We start from the raw sequence: 16,456 nt of genomic DNA, 5'->3' as shown, positions 1-16,456 counted from the left end.
TTCAGTGCTGCCTTTCGTTCGTGCGGCGTGCGGCCGCTTGCACACGGCCGCCGGCCGTGAAGGGGTCTTCTCGAGCGGCCTGGAGGAACGTGGCGGCGTCGAGCAGGTTGGTGACGGTCCCGAAGCTGCCGGGTCGCGTGACCACACGGCGGCCGTCGTCCGCGCGGGACACGATGCATCCGGGTTCGACGACACCTTCCGGCACGATGGCCGTGATCTCGAGGCGGGTGAGCACGGACCGGGCCGTCTCTCCGCCGGTCAGCACCAGGGCGGCGCGCCCGCTGATGGCCGCAGCCACGATGCCGAGGCCGTCAGCGAGCCGTCGGGCGAGGTGCGGGACCGGTTCGTGTCGGTCCTCGACGCAGATCGCGGCGCTCCCGCTGCGTAAGGCGGCCCGCACAGCGTGGAGTGCAGGGTGGTCGATGTCGTCGACCTCCCGGCGGTCGACGGCACGGAGCAGGACGTCACGGGGCACGGGCGTGACCGGGACGCCGTTCGCCGCGAGGACCTCGAGCTGCTCGGTGGCCTCCGTGCTGGCCGTGCCGACGACGAGCAGCACGGACTGACGCTCTCCCGGCGCCCCCGTCGGATCTCCGGATCCGGGTGCGGCCGCGGACGGGGCCCGCGCTCCACGGAGCCGACCGATGGCCGCAGCGATCCCGCCCGAACCGACGACCGTGCAGTCCGCACCGTCGAGCGCCACTGCGATCCGGTCGAGGTCCTCGTCGGAGTCGGCGTCGAGCACGGGGACCGCGTCGGCAGCATGTGCTCGGACGACCGCGTCGAGGACGGCATCGGAGCCGGCACGGACGACCGCGAGTGGGACGGACCGGGCGCGACGTCCGACCGCAGCCAGCGGACCGGGGACCACCCGGGCCTCCAGGCCGTGGAGTCCCGCGTCCGCCACGGGCCTGCCGTGGACGAGGAGCCGACCGTCGACGACCGTACGTCCGAGCGCCGGGAGCGCGGAGGCGAGCACGACGCGCGCGCCGGCGTCGGATAGGCCGTCGACGACGTCGCCGACACCGCCGCGCAGCAGCGAGTCGGTCTTCACCAGCCGGACCGGTGCGCCGGCCGCACGCATGCGGAGCGTGGCCTGCGCGATCACCGCTCGTCGCGAGGACGGGTCGAGCGCTCGCGTGTCACAGTCCAGGACGACGTCGGACGAGGCGCGCGCGACGTGCTCGAGCGCGGCGGGGAGCGTGAGGGCGACGGTCGCCGAACCGCTGCCCAGGACGGCCGCGACCTCTGCGGCTCCGGACAGGTCGTCAGCGATCGCGGCGAGGCGGTTCGACATCGGACCCCTCCTCGGGCTCGGTAGGCGGTTCGGCATGCGGCATCATGCACGAAACACGCTATGTCAGTTGCGTGAAACACGCAAGCGTGATCTGCTCGTGGTCTGCCCGCAGCTCGACGACGAGTCGCCCGACGGCGACCGAACGGAAGGAACCCATTGCGCGACATCGACATCCGAGGCCGTCGGCTCGCCCCCGCCGTCCTCGGCACCATGACCTTCGGCGACAGCGTCGACGAGCCGACCGCGGCCGAGATGGTCGACCGGTTCCTCGAGGCCGGCGGGACCGGCATCGACACCGCGAACGGGTACGCCGGCGGCCGCAGCGAGGAGATCCTCGGCTCGGTGCTCGCCGGTCGGCGCGACGACGTCGTGCTCGCGACGAAGGTCGGCATCGCGAACCCGGACGCCCACGGTGTCGCTCCCCTGTCCGCCGCCGCGATCGACCGATGCGTGCACGCGAGCCTGCGTCGGCTCCGGACGGACCACGTCGACGTGCTCTACCTGCACCAGCCCGACCGTTCGACCCCGCACGAGGAGACGCTCACCGCCGTCCGGACGCTCGTCGACTCCGGCGCGGTCCGCACGTGGGGCGTCTCGAACCACGCGGCCTGGCAGATCGCGGAACTGCGACACACGGCCTCGGGCCTCGGGCTGGCCGCACCCGTCCTCGGCCAGCAGGTCTACAGCGTCATCGCGACGCGGATCGACGACGAGTACGCCGAGTTCGCCCGGACCACCGGACTCGGGACGGTCGTCTACAACCCGCTCGGCGGCGGGCTCCTCACCGGGAAGCACCGCCCGGACGAGCAGCCAGCGGAGGGGCGTTTCGGCTCCTCGCCCCTCGCAGGCATGTACCGCACCCGGTACTGGAACGACGAGGTCTTCGGCGCCGTGGAGCAGCTCCGCGCGGTCGCCGAGGACGCGGGGATGCCGATGGCCGAGCTCGCGCTGCGGTGGACGATCGGCCGTCCCGTCGTCGACGCGGTCCTGATCGGTGGGTCGCGCGTCGCGAACATCGAGGCGAACCTCGCCGCGCTGGCCGCGGGTGCGCTGCCCGAGGACGTACAGCGGGCCGTCGACGACGTCGCCGCTGCACTGCGTGGTCCGATGCCGGCGTACAACCGCTGACGAGACCGTCGCGACGCAACCACACGACGGCCTGGGCGTGAGACCCATCAGCTGGCACCGGCGCCACGGCCGTGCCGGGAGGCCCGGTGCCGATGAACTCGCACCGGGCCTCCCGGCACGTGCCGTGGTCGCGTCCAGGACCGCTCAGCCCAAGCCCGCCGCCTGGTCCGCGCGGACCGTGTCCGCGATCTTCGCGAGGGCTGCATCGCTCAGCAGGTTGAACGGTGCCCGGCAGGGGCCGACGGCCTCGCCGGCTGCGTTGGTGGCCGCCTTGACGATCGTGTTCGGGTTGCCGAGCGCGAACAGGTTCCGCAGCGGGCGGATCGACGCCTGCGCCGCGCGGGCGCCGTCGAGGTCACCCGATGCCCACCGCTGGTGGATCTCGACCATCGTGCGGGGGTAGACGTTCGCGACGGCCGTGATGCCGCCCGCGCCGCCGGCCTGCAGCGTCGGCAGGACCAGCGAGTCGGTCCCGGCGAGCACCGCGAAGTGCTCGGGGTCGGTGAGCTCGATGAGCTGCAGGATCGCGTCGAAGTTGCCCGAGGAGTCCTTCACGCCGGCGATGTTGTCGATCTCCGCCAGCCGGGCGACGGTCGCGGGGCTGATGGTGTTCCCGGTGCGAGCGGGGATGTTGTAGATGAGCACCGGGATGTCGACGGCCTCGGCGACCACGGCGAAGTGCCGGTACAGCTCGTCCTGCGACGCAGCCGCGAAGTAGGGCGTGATGACGGACAGCACGTCGGCGCCCGCTGCCTGCATGCGCTTGGCGATCCGCACGGTCTCCCTCGTCCCGACGGCACCGGCGCCGCCGTAGACCGGCACGCGGCCCGCAGTGGCGTCGACGACCGCCTCGAGGACGGCGAGGCGCTCGTCCTCCGTCTGCTGGAAGAACTCGCCGTTCGTCCCGAGGCAGAAGACGCCGTCGGCACCGGCTCGGACGGCGCGGTCGGTGTGCGCACGCATCTGGTCGAGGTTGAGCGACTCGTCGTCGTGGAACGGGGTGACGAGGGCGTGGATGCTGCCGCGGATCGTGGTGGTCACTTCAGGTGCTCCTTGTGGGCGGGGTGGCCTGGGCGGCCGGTGGGAGGTCAGGGGCGGGGCTGCTGCATCACGTGGACGGCGAAGCCGCCGAACTCACCCGCGAGGTAGATGTTCTGCAGACGCCCGTCGTCGAAGTGGGCTGCCGTTTCCTGGTCGAACCCGAAGCCCTTCGCGGTGAGCTCCTCGACCGCTGCCTCGAGGTCACCGGTCGACATCCCGATGTGACCGTGCGTCCCGAGGTACTGCGAACGTACGCACTCGAAGAAGGTGCCGGCGAACGCGGACTTCTTCCCCTGGCGGGGATCGAGGTTGAACATGAGGCAGAAGAGGTCACACAGTTCCTGCGCGGCTGCTGCGTCAGAGTTGTTGATGCCCACGTGCGCGAGCTCGAAGGTGTTCTCCATGTCGGGTTCTCCGTCACATCGGGAAGAGGAGGAGCGCGCCGGCGGTCAGGGCCAGCAGGCGGATGACGTACATCGGGATCGTGAACTTCCAGAACTGGATGAGCGAGTACTTCCCGACGCCCATCACCATCGCGGGGAGCCCGTCGATCGGCAAGAAGTGGCCGTTCCAGCCGGAGATGACGATGGCGACCGCAGCGGCCGCGGGGTTGAGCCCCAGGCTGACGCAGGTCGCGATCGCCAGTGGCGCGAAGACGTACACCGTGCCGATCGTCGACCCCGTGAGGGTCGCGAGGACGCTCGTCAGGACGCAGAACGCGAACACCAGCAGGAAGGGACTGACGTCGCCGCCGAGCAGCCCGGCGACCGACTTGCCGACGAGCTTCGTGAGCCCGGTCGCACCGAGCGCCTCCGCGATGCCGATGACGCCGGCGGACATGATGATGATCGGCTGGCTGATGGCGTCGCGGATCTCGGTGAAGTCGAGGACACGCGTGATGAGCAGGACCGCGACGGCGAGTCCCGTGATGGCGTAGCCCGCGTCACCGATGGAGCTGTACGAGATCATCCCGGCGATGGCCAGGACGAAGCAGAAGTACGTCGCCAGCTGCTTCCGGCGGTCGAGCCTCGGCGCGGCCACGGTCGCGGTCGCGCTCGACGCGGCGATCGCGGTCGCGTTCGCCTCGGCGGCGTGCGGGCCCGGTGCCGCGGGGTCGGTCGCCGTGTCGGCGTGCACCCCGGAGGCGTCCGTTCCGGCTGCGGCGGTCGTGCGAGCACCGGCCAGGGCCGGCTCCTTCGCCCCGGTCGGGGTCGTCGCGCCGGTCTCGTCGTCGGTGATGGGGTGGTCGGGCAGCATCCGGTACGCGATGAGGCACCAGATCAGGAACCCGAGGCTGAGCACGAGGTTGACGATCGAGAACCGCACCAGGTCGATGTTCTCCCGCACGCCAGCCGCCTCGAGCACCGCGACGACGATGCCGTACTGCAGCGCCACGTTGAAGGGGAGCATCGGGTGGTTCGCGGCGAAGCCGGCCGGCATGAGGACCTTCGACGGCGGCAGCTTCTTGTTGTACGCGAGCGTCGACAGGAGGCCGATGACGAGGACGTAGTAGGCCGTGGACCCCGTGCCGAAGATGCTGCAGCCGAGCATGACGAACACGACGATGAGCACGTAGGCCCGGAAGCCGCCCTTCGTCCCGAGTCGGGTGATCATGCGTTTGAAGCCCGAGACGAGGTCCGTCTTCTGCAACGCGGCGATCACCGCCATGAACGAGGCGAGCATGATGATCGTCGCGTTCGCGAAGCCGCTGAAGGCGACGTTGATCGGGACGACGTTGAACACCACCATGAGGAGGCAGGCGATCAAGGGCGGGACGCCGAACGGCAGGCGGTCGATCATGATCAGCACGATCATGAGGACGGTGATCGCGAGTGCGAAGACCATGGGGAGGGTCATGCTCGCTGCTCCTTCGCAGAGAGGGCCGGACCGGCGGAGGTGGATCGCGTCGACACGATCGCCGCGAGGACGTCGGCAGGCAGGTACACGTGCTTGATCGACTTGCGGTGCCAGGTGTAGGCGATGTGCAGTCCCCCGGCCGGGTCGGGGAGCACCGAGGGGTAGGACAGCTCGCGGTTGAGGCTCTCGCGGCTGTTGTTCGAGAGGCAGTACCCGTCGCCGTTCTCGATGTCGTAGGCGGTCGGCCAGGACCGCCCGTCGGGGCTCGAGACCACGAGCGTCATCGGCGCACGCGGGGCGCCCCAGAACGCGCTCCGTCCGTCGGCGTCGAGCGACGGTTCCGCGACCGGCGGAACACCGTCGGCCGCATCGGCCGCCAGGCCGTCGTCGTCGATCTCGTCGTACAGGGAGACCCGGCGGCTCGTCGCGTCGTCCTTGCTCGCGTGGTTCATCACCATCGCGATCCGGCCGTCGTCGAGTGCGCGCGCCTGGATGGACGAGTTGTTGTTCGGGAGGTCGATCGGCCGGCACGGCTCCCACGTCATCCCGCCGTCCGTCGACGACGACTCGTACACGTGGTCCGCCCAGCGGGAGCGGAAGCACGCCCAGAGCACGCCGTCCTCGCGCGGCACGATGTCCATGTGCACGCACCCGCTCGACTCGGGAACGGCGACCTCGGACCAGGTCTCCCCGGTGTCGTCCGAGTACCAGACCGACGCGGTGTCGTCGTTGCCGACCCACTTCTCCCCGGGGACGGTCCGGCAGTTGAACACCGGCAGCAGGATCCGACCGCTCTCGAGCACGACGGGGGTCTGCCGCACGAACACGCCGACGGGCGCGTCGTCGCCGAGGAGCGCCGTCGGCTCGCTCCAGGTCACGCCGCCATCGAGGGAGGTCCGCCGCCGCACCTCGGAGGTGTCCTGGTTGCCGGCGATCTGTGCGGTGTAGAGCAACCAGACGGCGCCGTCCGGCGCAGTGAAGAGGATCGGGTTCTGCTCGGAGCGCGCAGAGTCGAAACTCAGCTGCACCGGGTCGAGCCAGCGATCCGTCCCGGCGGGGAGCCGCGAGAGGTGGACGGAGATGTCGGAGACGCCTTCCTGCGTGCCACCGAACCACACACAGGCGAGGTCTCCCCCGGGCAGGAAGGCGAGGTTCGCCGCGTGGCACTGCACCGTCGGTGTGGGCAGGAGCGCTTCGGCGCCCCCGTCGGACCGGGCTCGCAAGAGCCCATCGAAGTCACTCATGCGGGGGTCCTCCAGTCGACGATGACGGTGGGCACCAGTACCTGGTGCAGTTCTTCAGTGAACGTCCCTTGCAACCCGCGGCGTTCGACCCCGGAAGGGTCCTCGTGGCTCGGGTTGCGAGGAGGTCAGTCTGCCAGGATTGCTCGAAGCGCGCAATATCTCTGCGCACAACATGCACAAGTGCTCCTTCAACCGGCGAGACGGGGATGAGGCCGCTCAGAACGCGCGGCCGAAGACAAGCACGTCCGACCCGGCGGTCGAGGGTCGTCGTGTCTACGACCGGACCCGCCGGAGCCCGAGACGACCCGGAGGTCAAGCCGGTGGTCTTCTGCACCACATCCGTGCGAGGGTCGAGACATGCTGCACCCCAAGACCGTCGTCATCGCCGGCTGCGGCGACCTCGGCACCGAGGCCGCCCTCCGCTTCGCCGATCTCGGGTACCGCGTCGTCGGACTCCGTCGTCGCGCGGAACTCCTGCCCGCACCGATCGAGGGCCGGAGCACCGACCTGCGCCAGGACGTGCCCGAGATCGACGCCGACACCGCGATCGTCATCGTCGCCCTGGCCGCGGGCAGCCGGGACCCGGACGAGTACCGGGCGACCTACGTCGACGGCCTCCGGAACGTGCTGGACGGCATCGACCGGTCGGGAGCGCGCCCACGGATCGTCGTCGTGTCCTCGACCGCGGTGTACGACGTGTCGGACGGCAGCGAAGTCACCGAGGAGACCCCGGCGACCGGCGGGACGCCCACGGCGCAGGTCCTCGTGGAGGCCGAAGCGCTCCTCCGCGAGCGAGCTCCGGGTGCGGTGCTCCTCCGACTCTCGGGGATCTACGGGCCCGGGCGCGAGCGGCTCATCGACCAGGTGCGATCCGGCGCGGCCCGACTCGCGCCGAGCCCGGGGGCGTCTCCCCACACGAACCGCATCCACCGCGACGACGCCGCGGCCGCGATCGTGCACCTCGCGGCACTCGGCGACCCGGCACCGACCTACCTGGGCACCGACGACGAGCCGGTCCGGCTCGACGACGTGCTCCGGTTCCTCGCCGACGAACTGCAGCTTCCGGCACCGCAGCCCGGCCCGGCGTCCGACCGGCAGGCCGGCGGTGACAAGCGGCTGTCGAACGCGCTCCTGCGGTCGACCGGCTTCACGTTCCGCTACCCGACCTTCCGCGAGGGCTACCGCGCGGTGCTCGCCGGCGAGGGTGCACGGCACCGCTGACCGCGGACGAGGGTCGAGGGTCGAGGATCGAGTTCGGCCAGTCCGGTCTCAGTGTCCCCGGTGGTCCTGGATCGTCATCCGCGGCCCGAACGCCGGCTTCCGGAACCCCGACCCCGAGATGAGCCGCACGACCCGTTCGCGGTGCCCCCGCCACGGTTCGAGCAGTTCGAGCATCCCGTCGTCGTCGACCGGCCCTCCGGTGAGTGCCCATCCGACGAGGGCGGGCACGTGGTAGTCCCCGACGCTCGGCGAGTCCGGGTCCCCGTGCGACCGCTGCGCCGTCTCGGCAGCGGTCCAGGGTCCGACGCCGGGGATGGACTGCAGCCGACTCGCGACGAGCTCCCCGCCGCGGCCGAGCGTCAGCGTCCGCTCGAGGGCGGGCGCGACCTTCACGACGCGCATGACCGTCGCCGAGCGCCCGGGCTCGATGCCGGCCTTGTGCCACTCCCAACTCGGGATGCGCGCCCAGGTGTCGGCGTCCGGCGGGACGACCATGCCCTCGGGAGCCGGGCCGGGTGCGGGCGTGCCGAAGCGTCGGACGAGGTACCGCCACGCACGCCAGGCCTGCCGCGAAGTCACCTTCTGCTCCATGATCGCGGGCACGAGCATTGCGACGACGGTGTTCGTCCGGAGGAGCCGTAACCCCGGCTGGCGGTGTCGCGCCTGCTCCAGGAACGCATGCGCGGACACGTCGAGTTCGGACCAGTCGTCACCGCGGCCGACGAGGTCCGGTCCGTGCGACACGGCCCACGCGGCTCCGGCACCCCACGCGCTGATCGCGACGGCGTCGCCGACGGCGCGGACGAGGACGGATGCCGGCCCCTCCGGGGTGCGCAACGCGAGCCAGACGTCGGACCCGACCACCCGGTGCGCCGGGTCACCGGAGCCGCGCGACAGGGGCCGCAGCGTCGCGATCACGTCCACCGGGCCTCCCGGCCGGTACACGGTGTCGACGCGGCGTAGGTCGACGAGCGGGTCGCGATCCTGCTCGGCGTCGCCGGTCGACGCCGCAGCGGATCGGACGGAAGCCATGCAGGGATCGTAAGCGTCGGCACGGACACCGGCGACCGCGGCGGACGACCCCACGGCGGTTGTCCACGACCTCGGGTCACAGCATGGCGATACCGGACCCGCGTCGGCCATGATGAGGGAGTCCACCGAACCCGACATCGGAAGTCCTCTCCATGCGCATCGGCATCCTCACCTCCGGCGGCGACTGCCCCGGTCTCAACGCGGTCATCCGGGCCATCGTGCTCAAGGGCATCGCGATCCACGGCCACGAGTTCGTCGGCTTCCGGGACGGCTGGCGGGGCGTGGTCGAGGGTGACATCGTGCCGCTCGGCCGCAAGGACATCCAGGGCATCGCGAAGCAGGGCGGGACGATCCTCGGCACGAGCCGGACGAACCCGTTCGAGGGCCCGAAGGGCGGCGTCGAGAACATCACCGCGACGCTCGAGCGGCACGGCATCGACGCCATCGTCGCGATCGGTGGCGAGGGCACACTGGCCGCCGCGAAGCGCCTCACCGACGCCGGGCTCAAGATCGTCGGCGTCCCCAAGACGGTCGACAACGACCTCGGCGCCACGGACTACACGTTCGGCTTCGACACCGCGGTGGCGATCGCGACCGAGGCCATGGACCGCCTCCGCACCACCGGTGAGTCGCACTCGCGCTGCATGGTCGCCGAGGTAATGGGCCGGCACGTCGGCTGGATCGCCCTGCACTCGGGCATGGCGGCGGGCGCGCATGCGATCCTCATCCCCGAGCAGAAGACCTCCCTCGCGCAGATCGCGGAGTGGGTCCAGGCCGCCTACGACCGCGGGCGTGCACCGCTCGTCGTGGTCGCCGAGGGGTTCGTCCCCGACCACGAGGACACCGCCCACACCGAGCGCGGCCTCGACGCCTTCGGTCGACCGCGCCTGGGTGGCATCGGCGAGCGCCTCGCCCCGCTCATCGAGGAGATGACGGGCATCGAGACCCGCGCCACGACCCTGGGGCACATCCAGCGCGGCGGCACCCCGACGGCCTACGACCGGGTGCTCTCGACCCGGCTCGGCCTGGCGGCGATCGACGCCGTCGTCGAGGAGCGCTGGGGCCGGATGGTTGCCCTGAAGGGCACCGAGATCGTGCACGTCTCCTTCGAGGACGCGCTCGGCGAGCTGAAGACCGTGCCGCAGGACCGGTACGACGAAGCCGCCATCATGTTCGGCTGACGCCGGGCGCCGGGACCTCGATCAGTCCTCGGCCACCGGGGTCGCACAACACGCCGCCGGCCGTTCGCCGAGGTCGTACGACATGCCGTCCGCTCCGGAGACGAGCGGCATGTCGTGCGACCTGGAGCGTGTGGCCCACCCGCGGCGGCTGCGCCCGCGCCCGACCGGAGGCCCGGGGTAGCGTCGCGCGCATGACCCGCGCCGTCCTCGTGTCCCGTTCCGCCGCCCCCATCGTCACCGACGTCGACCTGCCCGCCCCCGGCGACCGGGAGGCCCTGGTCACCGTCACGCGGTCGAGCGTCAACTACAAGGACGGCCTGGCCGTCGCCGGCGACCCCGGCGTCGTGCGGACCGACCCGCTCGTGCCCGGCATCGACGTCGTCGGCACCGTCGCCGCGGTCGGGCCGAACGTGCAGGACCTGGCGGTCGGCGAGCGCGTGGTCCTGACCGGCGCGGGTGCGGGCGAGACCCGGCACGGCGGGTGGGCGGAGCAGTGCGTCGTCCCGGTGGACGCGCTCGTGTCGCTGCCGGACACGATCGACGACGATCTCGCGGCGGCGATCGGCACCGCGGGGTTCACCGCGATGCTCAGCGTCCTGGCGCTCGAGCGCGGAGTCGCCCCCGAGGACGGGCCGGTCCTGGTGACCGGAGCCTCGGGCGGGGTCGGCACGGTGGCGATCGCCCTGCTCGCGGCCCGCGGGTACCGGGTGACCGCGTCGACCGGTCGGCCGGAGAACGGCGACGCGCTCCGGGCCCTCGGCGCGGCGGACGTCATCGACCGCGCGACGATCGCGGAGCCGGGGAAGCCGATGCAGCGCGCGGTGTGGGCCGGCGCGGTCGACAGTGTCGGTGGTGCGACCCTCGCGAACGTCCTCGCGGCGACGCAGTACGGCGGCTCGGTCACGGCGTGCGGGTTGGCGCAGGACACCTCCCTGCCGACGACGGTGCTGCCGTTCATCCTGCGCGGGGTGTCCCTGCTCGGCATCGACTCGGTTGCGGCGCCGCTCGACCTGCGGCAGCGGGCCTGGGCACGGCTCGCGACGGACCTCGACCCGGCGCTGCTCCGGGCGGTGACCCGCACGGTCGGTCTCACCGAGGCGATCGAGGTCGGCGCGGAGGTCGTCGCCGGACGGGTGCACGGGCGGACGGTGGTCGACGTCACGCGGTGATCCGGGCCTCCCGGCCGGCGGTGCCGACGGGGCTGCACCGGTCAGCACCCGGGCGGGCACGGGCGGCGGCGGCCCCCGCTCCTGCGCCCGCTCCTTAGCAAGCGTTTGCACAATGTCACGTTAGGATTTGAGTACCGAACACCTTCATTGAGGAGACCCGGATGCCGGTACCCAAGTCGACCGTCGAGAACTCGCCCCGGAAGCTCCTCCGCGACGTCGTCCTCGAGAAGATGCTCGCCGCGATCCAGGACGGCACCCTGCAGGCCGGGGAACGCCTCAACGACGACGAGCTGGTCGCCTGGCTCGGTGTGAGCCGCACCCCCATCCGCGAGGCGATCGCGAAGCTGGTCGACTACGGCCTGGTCGAGATGGAGGCGAACCGCTACACGCGCGTCGCCTCCCCCACCCGCGAGCAGTACGACGACGCCTTCCAGGTGCTGTTCGGCATCGGTGAGCTCGCCGCCCGCTGGTCGTTCCCCCGCTTCGAGGACGCCGACGTCAAGGCGTTCGGCAAGATCCTCGACGACATGCGCGCGCACGCCGAGGCCGAGGACCGCGCCCTGAACGACGACATCGACAAGGCGATCGCGTTCATGGTCGCCAAGTCGGGCAACGAGCTCCTCGTGAAGACGAGCGAATCGCTGCTGAACCGCGCGAAGTTCGTCCGCATCGGTGAGCCCGAGTTCGTGTTCTGGGACGTCGCGGACGCGCTCGACGGCTTCCGTGCCGCCGCGAAGGGCCGCGACGGTGAGGCCGGCGGCGCACTCGTGCGCGGGCTCGGACGCGCCATGGCCGAGCACCTCGCCACCGCACGGGCGGCGAAGGCCGCGGAGGCCTGATCCGGCGACCGGTCGGCCCCGCCACCCACATGTGGCGGGGCCGTCCTGCGTCCTGCGTCGTACGTCCTGCGCGAGGATGGAGACGTGACCGACGTCCTGCTCCGCGCCACCGCCCTCCGTGTCACCCGCAGCGGACGCGACCTGCTGCACGACGTGGACCTCACCGTCCGCAGCGGGGAGCACTGGGCGCTGCTCGGCTCGAACGGCGCCGGCAAGTCGACCCTGCTCGCGGTGCTCGGCGCCACCGGGCACCCGACCGCCGGCCACGTCGAGGTGCTCGGTCGACAGCTCGGACGTGTCGACGTCCGTGAACTCCGTGAGCACATCGGGCACGTCGACCCCCGGCACCGGATGCTGTCGCCGTTGACCGTCCTCGAGACCGTGCTGACCGGGCGCACCGGGACGACCGACCTCATGACGCGGTGGGAGCCGACGGCCGACGACCTCGTCCGTGCCGAGCAGCTCGTCGCCGACGTCGGACTCACCGCGCGCCGCGACGCCCGATGGCCGGTGCTGTCGCAGGGCGAACGGGGACGTGCGCTCATCGCCCGGGCGCTGCTGTCCGACCCGCGGCTGCTGCTGCTCGACGAACCCGCGACCGGACTCGACGTCGCCGCACGGGAGCACCTGCTCGAGACCGTCGACGCCCTCCGCGTCCGGCAGCCGGAGCTCGGCAGCGTGATGGTCACCCACCACCTGGAGGACCTGCCGGCCTCGACCTCGCACGCGATGCTCCTCCGCGACGGGGGCGTCGTGGCGCAGGGGCCGGCGGACGAGGTCATCACCTCGGCGCTGGTGTCGGCCGCGTTCGACTTCCCGCTGGCGGTCGAGCGCAGCGGTGGGCGCTGGCACGCACGACGGGCCGACTGAGGCGGGCGGGCCTCCCGGCTGGCGCGGACCGGTCGCGCGACCGCGGTCGTCGCGTGGCCACGAGACGCCCCCGTCAGTGACGGACGCCGCCTTCGTCGCAGCACGCCGTCGAACAGGGCGGCGTCTCGCGCACTCGGCGGCGTCACGGGCAGACGGCGGCGTCTCGCGCACCTCGCGGACGGGCCGACGGGAGGCGCGGCCCCTCCGGACCGCGCCTCCCGTCCGTCGTCGGCTGGCTACTCGGTCGCGGCAGCGGCCGCCTTCGCGGCAGCCGGCAGCGCGTCGAGGATCCGCGACACCGCGCGCTCGTCGTGCGCGGCGGTGAGGAACCACGCCTCGTACACGCTCGGCGGCAGGGTCACGCCGGAGTCGAGCATGCTGTGGAAGAACGCCGCGTACCGGAAGGCCTCCTGCGCGCGGACGTCGTCGTAGTCCCGCGGCGGGGTGTCCAGGAACGCGAACGAGAACAGGTTCCCGGCGTGCTGGACGGTGTGTGCGACGCCCTCGGCCGCGAGCGCCTCGCTCGTGGCCCGGGAGACGACGTCCGCCGTCCGGTCGAGGTGCGCGTAGACGTCGGTGGTCGCGGCCCGGAGCGTGGCGATGCCCGCGGCCACCGCGAGCGGGTTCCCGGACAGCGTGCCCGCCTGGTACACGGGGCCGAGCGGGGCGAGGAAGTCCATGACCTCGCGGCGCCCGCCGAGTGCGGCGAGGGGCATGCCGCCGCCGATGACCTTGCCGTAGGTGACGAGGTCGGGCTTCCACCCCGTCCCCTCGGGCACGGTGCCGTCCGCTTCGAGCCCCCACCAGCCGGCCGGGCCGACACGGAAGCCGGTCAGGACCTCGTCGACGATGAGCAGCGCGCCGTGCGACTGCGTGATCTGCGCCAGGGCCCGGTTGAACCCGCGCTCCGGGGCGAGGACGCCCATGTTCGCGGGGGCGCCCTCGACGATCACGGCCGCGATGCGCTCCGAGTGCTCGTCGAAGGCGCGACGGACGGCGTCCAGGTCGTTGTACGGCAGCACCAGCGTCTGCGCAGCGGTCTCGGCGGTGATGCCCGCGCTGCCGGGGAGTGCGAGCGTGGCGACGCCCGAACCGGCCTCGGCCAGGAGCGAGTCCGAGTGGCCGTGGTAGTGCCCGGCGAACTTCACGAGCAGGTCCCGGCCGGTGTAGCCGCGGGCCAGGCGGATCGCCGTCATGGTCGCCTCGGTGCCCGTCGACACCATGCGGATCTTCTCGATCGGACCGTCGCCGTCCACCTGCACGCGCTGCTTCACGAGCTCCGCGAGTTCGGTCTCGCCGGGCGTGGAGGCACCGAACGACAGACCCCGGGCCGCCGCCTGCTGCACGGCCTCGACCGTGCCGGGGTGCGCGTGGCCGAGGATCGCCGGGCCCCACGAGGCAACGAGGTCGACGTACTCGCGACCCTCGGCGTCGGTGACGGTGGCGCCCTTCGCGGACACCAGGAAGCGGGGCGTCCCGCCGACCGAGCCGTAGGCACGCACCGGCGAGTTCACGCCGCCGGGGATGCTGTCCTTCGCGCGGCCGAACAGGTCGTCGTTGGTGGTCGTCGTCGTGGTCATTCGGGTGCCTTCCCGGTCGGTGCGATGCCGGCGACGTCCGCCGAGCTGCCGGAGGTGCGCAGGCCGGCCTCCTCGTTGAGCTTGCGGGCCATGTCGACGGCGAAGTAGGTGAGGATCGCGTCGGCGCCGGCGCGCTTGATGCCGATGAGGGCCTCCATCGCGGCGGCGTCCCGGTCGATCCACCCGTTCTGGGCGGCGGCGGTGATCATCGCGTACTCGCCGGAGATCTGGTACGCCCAGACCGGCACCGGTGAGGTGTCGGCCGTGCGGGCGAGGACGTCGAGGTAGCTCATCGCGGGCTTCACCATGACGATGTCGGCGCCCTCCTCGATGTCCTGCTCGACCTCGCGGAGGCCCTCGCGCCCGTTGCCGGAGTCGAGCTGGTACGTGCGGCGGTCACCCTGCAGGGTGCTCGCGACGGCCTCCCGGAACGGCCCGTAGAAGGCCGAGGCGTACTTGGCCGCGTAGGCGAGCAGCGCGGTGCCGGAGTGCCCGGAGACGTCGAGCGCGTCCCGGGCGGCGGCGATCTGGCCGTCCATCATGCCGCTCAGGCAGACGAGCTCGGCGCCGGCCTCGGCCTGGGCGACCGCCATGTCCCGGTAGCGGAGCAGCGTCGCGTCGTTGTCGACCGAGCCGTCCGCCGCGAGGACACCGCAGTGCCCGTGGTCGGTGAACTCGTCGAGGCACAGGTCGGACTGCACGACGAGGGCGTCCCCGACCTCTTCCTTCGCCACCCGGATCGCGACGTTGAGGATGCCGTCCGGGTCGGTCGCGCCGGAGCCGACCGCGTCCTTGTGCTGCGGGACGCCGAACAGGTTCACGCCGCCGATGCCGACCGACGCGGCCTCGTGCAGTGCACGGCGGAACGAGTCGAGGGAGTGCTGCTGCACCCCGGGCATGCTCGAGATGTCGATCGCGTCGGTGGCGCCTTCGCGGATGAACATCGGCAGCACGAGCTCGGCGGGGTGGAGCCGGGTCTCGGCGACGAGACGACGCATCGCGGGGGTGGCGCGGAGACGTCGGGGGCGGACCTGGGGGAAGCGGCCGGTCACGGGTGGCCTTCCTGTTCGGGGGTGGATGGGACGAGGGCCTCGACGACGGCGTCGAGGAGGGCTTCTGCGGACCGTTCGGCGGCGACGACGTCCACCGGCAGGCCGGCGGCGCGGGCCTCGTCGGCGGTGCCGGGGCCGATGCAGGCGATCCGGGTGCGGGGGTCGAGGGGGGTGAGACGACGAGCGACTTCGCGGGCGATGCTGCCGCTCGTCACGAGGACGACGTCCGGCGCGGGGTCGCCCGGGATCGGCGCGTCACCGGTCCCGACCGTACGGTACGCGACCACCTCTGACACGTCGATGCCCCTGGCCCGCAGGCCGTCGACGAGGGTGGGTGCGGCCAGGTCGGAGCGCGGGTGGAGGACGAGTCGGGCGTCCGCCGGGAGCGCCCGCACGAGTCCGGCTGCCGAGTGGTCGGCCGGCACGAAGTCGACGGTCCATCCGACGGCGCGGGCCGCGCGGGCGGTCGGCTCGCCGACGGCGGCGACGCGGACCCCGGCCGGGAGGCCCGGCAGGCGTTCCGCGAGCACCCGCACGGTGGTCGCGCTGGTCACCACGAGCCAGTCGTCGCCCGCTCGCTCGGCGCCCTCGCCGTCGAGGTGCGACGACTCACCGCCTGCGGATCGTCGAGGTTCCACGATGTCGGAACCTGACGCCTCGAGGTCCCGGAATTCCGGAACCGGCGCGGGGCGGCCGGCGCTGGGAGCCGCTCCGTCCCGCTCCGGAGCCGGGGCGGGGCGGCCGGCCGCGAGCCGGGCGACCATCCGGTCGAGGGGACCGGCGTCGAGCGGCGGCGCGTCGGTGACGAGCGGGACGATGCGCGGGTCGAGCCCGCGGGCTGCGGCCGCCGCGGCGACCCGCGCACCCCAGGAGCCACCGCGCGGGACGACGACCACGGGCCGGTGCCCGGTCCTGTCGTCCCGCGTGGTGTCCGTGGTGATCGTC

General features: G+C 72.4%; 15 protein-coding genes. 6 read left to right on the top strand and 9 right to left on the bottom strand.

The features are described 5' to 3' along the window. Position 1: 1 nt before the first annotated feature. Complete coding sequence (locus DEJ32_RS07540) at positions 2 to 1,297, bottom strand: four-carbon acid sugar kinase family protein (protein WP_110910741.1); 1,296 nt, start codon at positions 1,295 to 1,297, stop codon at positions 2 to 4. Positions 1,298 to 1,453: 156 nt separating this feature from the next. Here DEJ32_RS07540 and DEJ32_RS07535 point away from each other — a divergent pair, with 156 nt between their 5' ends. Continuing rightward, on the top strand, positions 1,454 to 2,425 hold the full coding sequence (locus DEJ32_RS07535; RefSeq protein ID WP_258368926.1) for an aldo/keto reductase: 972 nt from the start codon (positions 1,454 to 1,456) through the stop codon (positions 2,423 to 2,425). A gap of 144 nt (positions 2,426 to 2,569) precedes the next feature. Here the strand turns inward: DEJ32_RS07535 and dapA are convergent, their stop codons facing one another. Genes dapA through DEJ32_RS07515 form a run of 4 tightly spaced genes read right to left on the bottom strand, consistent with a single transcriptional unit; the run spans position 2,570 to position 6,567 of the window. Next, entirely contained in the window at positions 2,570 to 3,466 is an 897-nt protein-coding gene (gene dapA / locus DEJ32_RS07530; RefSeq protein WP_110900820.1) for a 4-hydroxy-tetrahydrodipicolinate synthase, read from the bottom strand. A 47-nt stretch (positions 3,467 to 3,513) separates the two neighbouring features. Next, positions 3,514 to 3,870, bottom strand: coding sequence for a 2-dehydro-3-deoxyphosphogluconate aldolase (locus tag DEJ32_RS07525; protein WP_110889473.1), 357 nt, complete (start codon positions 3,868 to 3,870; stop codon positions 3,514 to 3,516). Positions 3,871 to 3,883: 13 nt separating this feature from the next. Continuing rightward, on the bottom strand, positions 3,884 to 5,323 hold the full coding sequence (locus DEJ32_RS07520) for an SLC13 family permease (protein ID WP_110900819.1): 1,440 nt from the start codon (positions 5,321 to 5,323) through the stop codon (positions 3,884 to 3,886). Continuing rightward, complete coding sequence (locus DEJ32_RS07515; protein ID WP_110900818.1) at positions 5,320 to 6,567, bottom strand: exo-alpha-sialidase; 1,248 nt, start codon at positions 6,565 to 6,567, stop codon at positions 5,320 to 5,322. Before DEJ32_RS07515 ends, DEJ32_RS07520 begins: the two co-directional genes overlap by 4 nt. A gap of 357 nt (positions 6,568 to 6,924) precedes the next feature. Here DEJ32_RS07515 and DEJ32_RS07510 point away from each other — a divergent pair, with 357 nt between their 5' ends. After that, positions 6,925 to 7,788 (top strand): NAD-dependent epimerase/dehydratase family protein, encoded by an 864-nt coding sequence (locus DEJ32_RS07510; protein ID WP_110900817.1) that lies wholly within the window; start codon positions 6,925 to 6,927, stop codon positions 7,786 to 7,788. Between the two features lie 48 nt (positions 7,789 to 7,836). Here the strand turns inward: DEJ32_RS07510 and DEJ32_RS07505 are convergent, their stop codons facing one another. Then, the gene (locus DEJ32_RS07505; RefSeq protein WP_181420611.1) at positions 7,837 to 8,820 is read right to left on the bottom strand and encodes a DNA-3-methyladenine glycosylase; all 984 of its coding nucleotides are present in this window, start codon (positions 8,818 to 8,820) and stop codon (positions 7,837 to 7,839) included. Positions 8,821 to 8,972: 152 nt separating this feature from the next. On the opposite strand from DEJ32_RS07505, the gene DEJ32_RS07500 reads away from it, so the two are divergent. From DEJ32_RS07500 to DEJ32_RS07485, 4 genes are all read left to right on the top strand, one after another. After that, complete coding sequence (locus tag DEJ32_RS07500; RefSeq protein WP_110889469.1) at positions 8,973 to 10,001, top strand: 6-phosphofructokinase; 1,029 nt, start codon at positions 8,973 to 8,975, stop codon at positions 9,999 to 10,001. Positions 10,002 to 10,192: 191 nt separating this feature from the next. After that, positions 10,193 to 11,170, top strand: coding sequence for an MDR family oxidoreductase (locus DEJ32_RS07495; protein ID WP_110900816.1), 978 nt, complete (start codon positions 10,193 to 10,195; stop codon positions 11,168 to 11,170). A 161-nt stretch (positions 11,171 to 11,331) separates the two neighbouring features. Further along, complete coding sequence (locus DEJ32_RS16195; RefSeq protein WP_110900815.1) at positions 11,332 to 12,009, top strand: GntR family transcriptional regulator; 678 nt, start codon at positions 11,332 to 11,334, stop codon at positions 12,007 to 12,009. Between the two features lie 84 nt (positions 12,010 to 12,093). After that, a complete protein-coding gene (locus tag DEJ32_RS07485) occupies positions 12,094 to 12,879 on the top strand; it encodes an ABC transporter ATP-binding protein (protein ID WP_110825710.1) in 786 nt (261 codons plus the stop codon). A gap of 236 nt (positions 12,880 to 13,115) precedes the next feature. Here the strand turns inward: DEJ32_RS07485 and hemL are convergent, their stop codons facing one another. The 3 genes from hemL to DEJ32_RS07470 are packed head-to-tail and all read right to left on the bottom strand — an operon-like array spanning position 13,116 to position 16,407. After that, the gene (hemL, locus tag DEJ32_RS07480; RefSeq protein ID WP_110900814.1) at positions 13,116 to 14,459 is read right to left on the bottom strand and encodes a glutamate-1-semialdehyde 2,1-aminomutase; all 1,344 of its coding nucleotides are present in this window, start codon (positions 14,457 to 14,459) and stop codon (positions 13,116 to 13,118) included. After that, positions 14,456 to 15,511, bottom strand: coding sequence for a porphobilinogen synthase (gene hemB, locus DEJ32_RS07475; protein WP_258368925.1), 1,056 nt, complete (start codon positions 15,509 to 15,511; stop codon positions 14,456 to 14,458). Before hemB ends, hemL begins: the two co-directional genes overlap by 4 nt. Continuing rightward, entirely contained in the window at positions 15,508 to 16,407 is a 900-nt protein-coding gene (locus tag DEJ32_RS07470; RefSeq protein ID WP_110900813.1) for a uroporphyrinogen-III synthase, read from the bottom strand. The genes hemB and DEJ32_RS07470 overlap by 4 nt, the downstream gene beginning before the upstream one ends. Between the last annotated feature and the right edge of the window lie 49 nt (positions 16,408 to 16,456).

The organism is Curtobacterium sp. MCPF17_046, from assembly GCF_003224295.1.
Taxonomy (GTDB): Bacteria; Actinomycetota; Actinomycetes; order Actinomycetales; family Microbacteriaceae; genus Curtobacterium.
This window is presented reverse-complemented; position numbering and strand designations above follow the sequence as displayed.

What these genes read in the sequence shown, in the direction of transcription:
- DEJ32_RS07505 (WP_181420611.1), bottom strand. Translation starts at nt 8,820, where the DNA reads ATGGCTTCCGTCCGATCCGCTGCGGCGTCGACCGGCGACGCCGAGCAG.
- DEJ32_RS07495 (WP_110900816.1), top strand. Translation starts at nt 10,193, where the DNA reads ATGACCCGCGCCGTCCTCGTGTCCCGTTCCGCCGCCCCCATCGTCACC.
- hemL (WP_110900814.1), bottom strand. Translation starts at nt 14,459, where the DNA reads ATGACCACGACGACGACCACCAACGACGACCTGTTCGGCCGCGCGAAG.
- DEJ32_RS07500 (WP_110889469.1), top strand. Translation starts at nt 8,973, where the DNA reads ATGCGCATCGGCATCCTCACCTCCGGCGGCGACTGCCCCGGTCTCAAC.
- DEJ32_RS07525 (WP_110889473.1), bottom strand. Translation starts at nt 3,870, where the DNA reads ATGGAGAACACCTTCGAGCTCGCGCACGTGGGCATCAACAACTCTGAC.
- DEJ32_RS07515 (WP_110900818.1), bottom strand. Translation starts at nt 6,567, where the DNA reads ATGAGTGACTTCGATGGGCTCTTGCGAGCCCGGTCCGACGGGGGCGCC.
- DEJ32_RS07520 (WP_110900819.1), bottom strand. Translation starts at nt 5,323, where the DNA reads ATGACCCTCCCCATGGTCTTCGCACTCGCGATCACCGTCCTCATGATC.
- DEJ32_RS07540 (WP_110910741.1), bottom strand. Translation starts at nt 1,297, where the DNA reads ATGTCGAACCGCCTCGCCGCGATCGCTGACGACCTGTCCGGAGCCGCA.
- DEJ32_RS07510 (WP_110900817.1), top strand. Translation starts at nt 6,925, where the DNA reads ATGCTGCACCCCAAGACCGTCGTCATCGCCGGCTGCGGCGACCTCGGC.
- DEJ32_RS16195 (WP_110900815.1), top strand. Translation starts at nt 11,332, where the DNA reads ATGCCGGTACCCAAGTCGACCGTCGAGAACTCGCCCCGGAAGCTCCTC.